We start from the raw sequence: 3,364 nt of genomic DNA, 5'->3' as shown, positions 1-3,364 counted from the left end.
GACGCAGATGCCACTGACAATAATTTCGTAAGCGCACGCGTAGCTACGAAAGACAGCTATCGCGTTGAGCTGGCTAACAGTGTCGCGGTGAGCGACGATCTTGCAGTCAGGGCTGCGGTGTACCATAACCGCAGTGACGGCTTCGTAAAAAATGCGCACCTTAATCGCGAAGACACCAATAACATTGATGAGTCGGCGGTAAAACTGGCGGCAAAATGGCAAATCGATACCGCAACGACCCTGAACCTGGCTTATCGCTGGTACGACATTGACAATGGCTACGATGCGTTCTCGCTGGATAACGACAACATTACCCAGTCTGATGAACCAGGCTTCGACCGTCAGCAAACACACGCGGTAAGTGCCAACATGGCAACCAAACTACAGGCGGGTGAATTACTATTAATCGTAACCCATGCCAGCCACAATATCGGCTATGGTTACGATGAAGACTGGACCTACACCGGTTTCCACCCGTGGGGCTATACGTCCACTGACCATTACTACCGCGAAGTGGATACCAATACTGCCGAAATTCGTTTTGTTGGCAGCGAGGCAGTGTCCCTGTTCAATGATACAACCCGCTGGGTCGTCGGTGCGCGCCTCGAAGGTACCGAGGAGGACCTGTTGCGTGAATATACTTATGCCGATGGTGATTTCGCCAGTCAGTACAAGCCAGTAACGATTGCATTTTACGGTCAGCTCGACAGTCAACTCGCAGACAACCTGAGTTTGTCATTTGGATTGCGTGCAGAAAACTACAATTTCTCTTATGCAGACAATGAAGGGCTGGCCCGTGAGCATGACGAAACCATGTTAGGCGGCAAGCTGGCGTTGAATTACCTGATGGGCGATCAATTGTGGTACGCGAGTATTTCACGTGGTTTCAAAGGGGCAGGCATTAACCCAGACCAAAACGTCCAGGAAGTGAATCGCTTTTTCGATGCTGAATACAACTGGAACTATGAAATCGGGGTGAAGGCACCCTTAGCCGACAGCGTTAATCTGCGTGCTGCGGTATTTGTCATGAAGCGTGAAGACACGCAGGTGAGCGATTTCGACCTGCAGTACCGCGAGGACAACTCGGCTGAATTTTTCAGCATTATTACCAACGCCGACTTAGGCACTAATCAGGGCGCTGAAGTTGAACTGAGCTGGCAAGCAAATGAACGCTGGTCACTGAATGCATCCGTTGGTTATCTTGACGCGTATTTTGAAAACTACACGCGTGTGGACGACAGTTTCATTGCAAAGCAAACGCTGGCGCAATCGCCATCTGTGACTGCTAACGTATTCAGTCAGTACAGCATCACCGACAGCCTGACGTGGAACCTTGAGGTCGATTATACAGCCAGCTACCGTTTCTCAGATGGTCACGATGTGAAATCGCCGGCCGCGACCCTGGTGCACACGCAGCTGGTATGGCAACAAAACGATCTGGAAACCACGCTGTGGGTTAACAATCTGTTCGACGAGACCTATTACACGCGCGGTTTCGGCGGATTCAGTAACGACCCGCGGGATTATTACGAGTTTGAAGAACCTTATTATCAGTTCGGCAATGGTCGTCAGGTCGGTGTCACGGTTCGATATCAGTTTTAGGAGAATATCTGATGCAAGTCATGGTTGAGTTGTCGCTTTATCCTTTGGTGAACGAGTTTATTCCGCCCATTAAAGCCTTTATTGAACGGCTGAATAGTCATCAGGCACTGACAGTGACAACCTGTTCTACCAGCACGCAGGTAACCGGCGATTACCAGACCGTAATGCAAATCCTGGGAACGGAAATGCAGCGCGTTCATGAGGAAGTGGGCCAGGCAATCTTTGTGGCCAAATTCCTGAATTTTGACGCGATGCAGAGCAGGTAACTCACCATGGAACAGTTGGCTACACAGTTTGTGTCACAATTTCTGCAGACCTCGGTGTTGGAATGGTTGGCAGTAATACTGGCTATAGCGTATGTGTGGCTGGCTGCTCGTCAGAACGTATGGTGCTGGGCTGCTGCATTTACCAGCACCGCACTGTATACCTGGATTTTCTGGCAGGTGTCCCTGCCATTCCAATCTGCCTTAAATGTCTTTTATATGGTGATGGCCGTTTACGGCTATTGGCAATGGCATCACAAAGCAACGGATAACAACCAGGTGGTAAGTTGGCCCTTCTGGCTCCACGCGTTGCTGGTAATGGTGCTCGCAGGCGTTGTTGTGCTGTTGGGAAAACTGGCGGCCTCGCAGTTTAATCACGAGCATTTATGGCTGGATGCGGCGGTCAACGTGTTCAGTGTGGTGACTACCTTTATGGTTGCCCATAAAGTGCTGCAGAACTGGGTGTATTGGTTCTTTATTAATTGTGCTGCGGTGTACTTGTACTGGCAGAGCGGACTGGCGTTGTCTGCTTGCCTGTTTGTTGGCTATGTGGGATTCTCTTTGTACGGATATATACAATGGAAAAAAGAATGGGTGAGTCATTCCCCAGTGATGAATTAGTACGGACACTGGTACCCATCTTACCTAACGCATCAGCGTTTGACTGGCAGTTAGTGCGTCAAGGGCCGGCGAACCGGGTATTCAAAGTCTCTGATGGTCATCAGGCCTGGGCCGTCAAAGTACTTGGTCCGGACACCTTCAGCGCCGTTGATTATACAAACGTGTACGGTTTGCAGAAACAGTTGAGCAAGCAGGGCGTTGCTCCGTCTCTCTGCGGTTTTGACAAGCACGCCAGAATTTGGGTGGAAAGCTGGATTGAAACGCCGGAACAAACTCACCTTGATACCAGGTTACTGGCCAACGCGTTATGGCGGGTACATCAGTGTGACGTAAACGCACCGACCTTAGCCCTTGTTCCAGTATGGCAGCATTACCTGGAACAGCTTTCCTCACGGGAAGCCAGGCCATTTGTTGCACAGCGAGACAAGCTGACTCAGTTACTTGCTCGCTACAGTCACTATGACGATTACTGTTTTTGCCATAATGACCTGTCGTTTGCCCATTTGGTGGGTGCGCAGCGAGACCTGATTATTGATTGGGAATACGCGGCAATTGGCAATCGCTATTTCGATTTAGCCGCGTGTGTCGTGATCAATGAAATGGATAGTTTACAGCAACAGGCTTTATGTGAAGCCTATGCGGATGTCTCTGCCATTTCGCTTCATACCGTAAAGCAGCAAACCGACATATTTCTACCCATTGTTCAATTTACCAACGACTTATGGATGGCGGCATTACCATAAGGTTTACCGATATGGTTATTTATTGCCCGGTTGGCTCAATTTTGACGATTTTCCGTTAAAAGTGCTTTACCTTTGATCGGGCATACGTATAATTCACAGCGCGCTAGGGGTGTAGTTCGAATTGGTAGAACAGCG

4 protein-coding genes are annotated in these 3,364 nt (G+C 49.6%); all 4 read left to right on the top strand.

Annotation, left to right across the window (positions count from 1 at the left end; translation table 11 throughout):
* Positions 1 to 1,602, top strand: a 1,602-nt coding sequence (locus tag AC4MRN_RS20205; protein ID WP_491204332.1) for a TonB-dependent receptor, incomplete at its 5' end; no start/stop codon positions are given.
* Positions 1,603 to 1,613: 11 nt separating this feature from the next.
* A complete protein-coding gene (locus tag AC4MRN_RS20200) occupies positions 1,614 to 1,868 on the top strand; it encodes a YkoF family thiamine/hydroxymethylpyrimidine-binding protein (protein WP_073318903.1) in 255 nt (84 codons plus the stop codon).
* Positions 1,869 to 1,874: 6 nt separating this feature from the next.
* Positions 1,875 to 2,486, top strand: a complete 612-nt coding sequence (pnuC, locus tag AC4MRN_RS20195) for a nicotinamide riboside transporter PnuC (protein WP_073318900.1) — start codon at positions 1,875 to 1,877, stop codon at positions 2,484 to 2,486.
* Positions 2,444 to 3,229 carry a phosphotransferase gene (locus AC4MRN_RS20190; RefSeq protein ID WP_491204331.1) on the top strand — a complete coding sequence of 262 codons (786 nt, stop codon included), beginning with the start codon at positions 2,444 to 2,446 and terminating at the stop codon, positions 3,227 to 3,229. The genes pnuC and AC4MRN_RS20190 overlap by 43 nt, the downstream gene beginning before the upstream one ends.
* The last annotated feature ends 135 nt before the right edge of the window (positions 3,230 to 3,364 follow it).

This window comes from Marisediminitalea sp., assembly GCF_984433645.1.
Note: the sequence above shows the minus strand (reverse complement) of the source record. Positions and strands in the feature narration are given on the sequence as shown.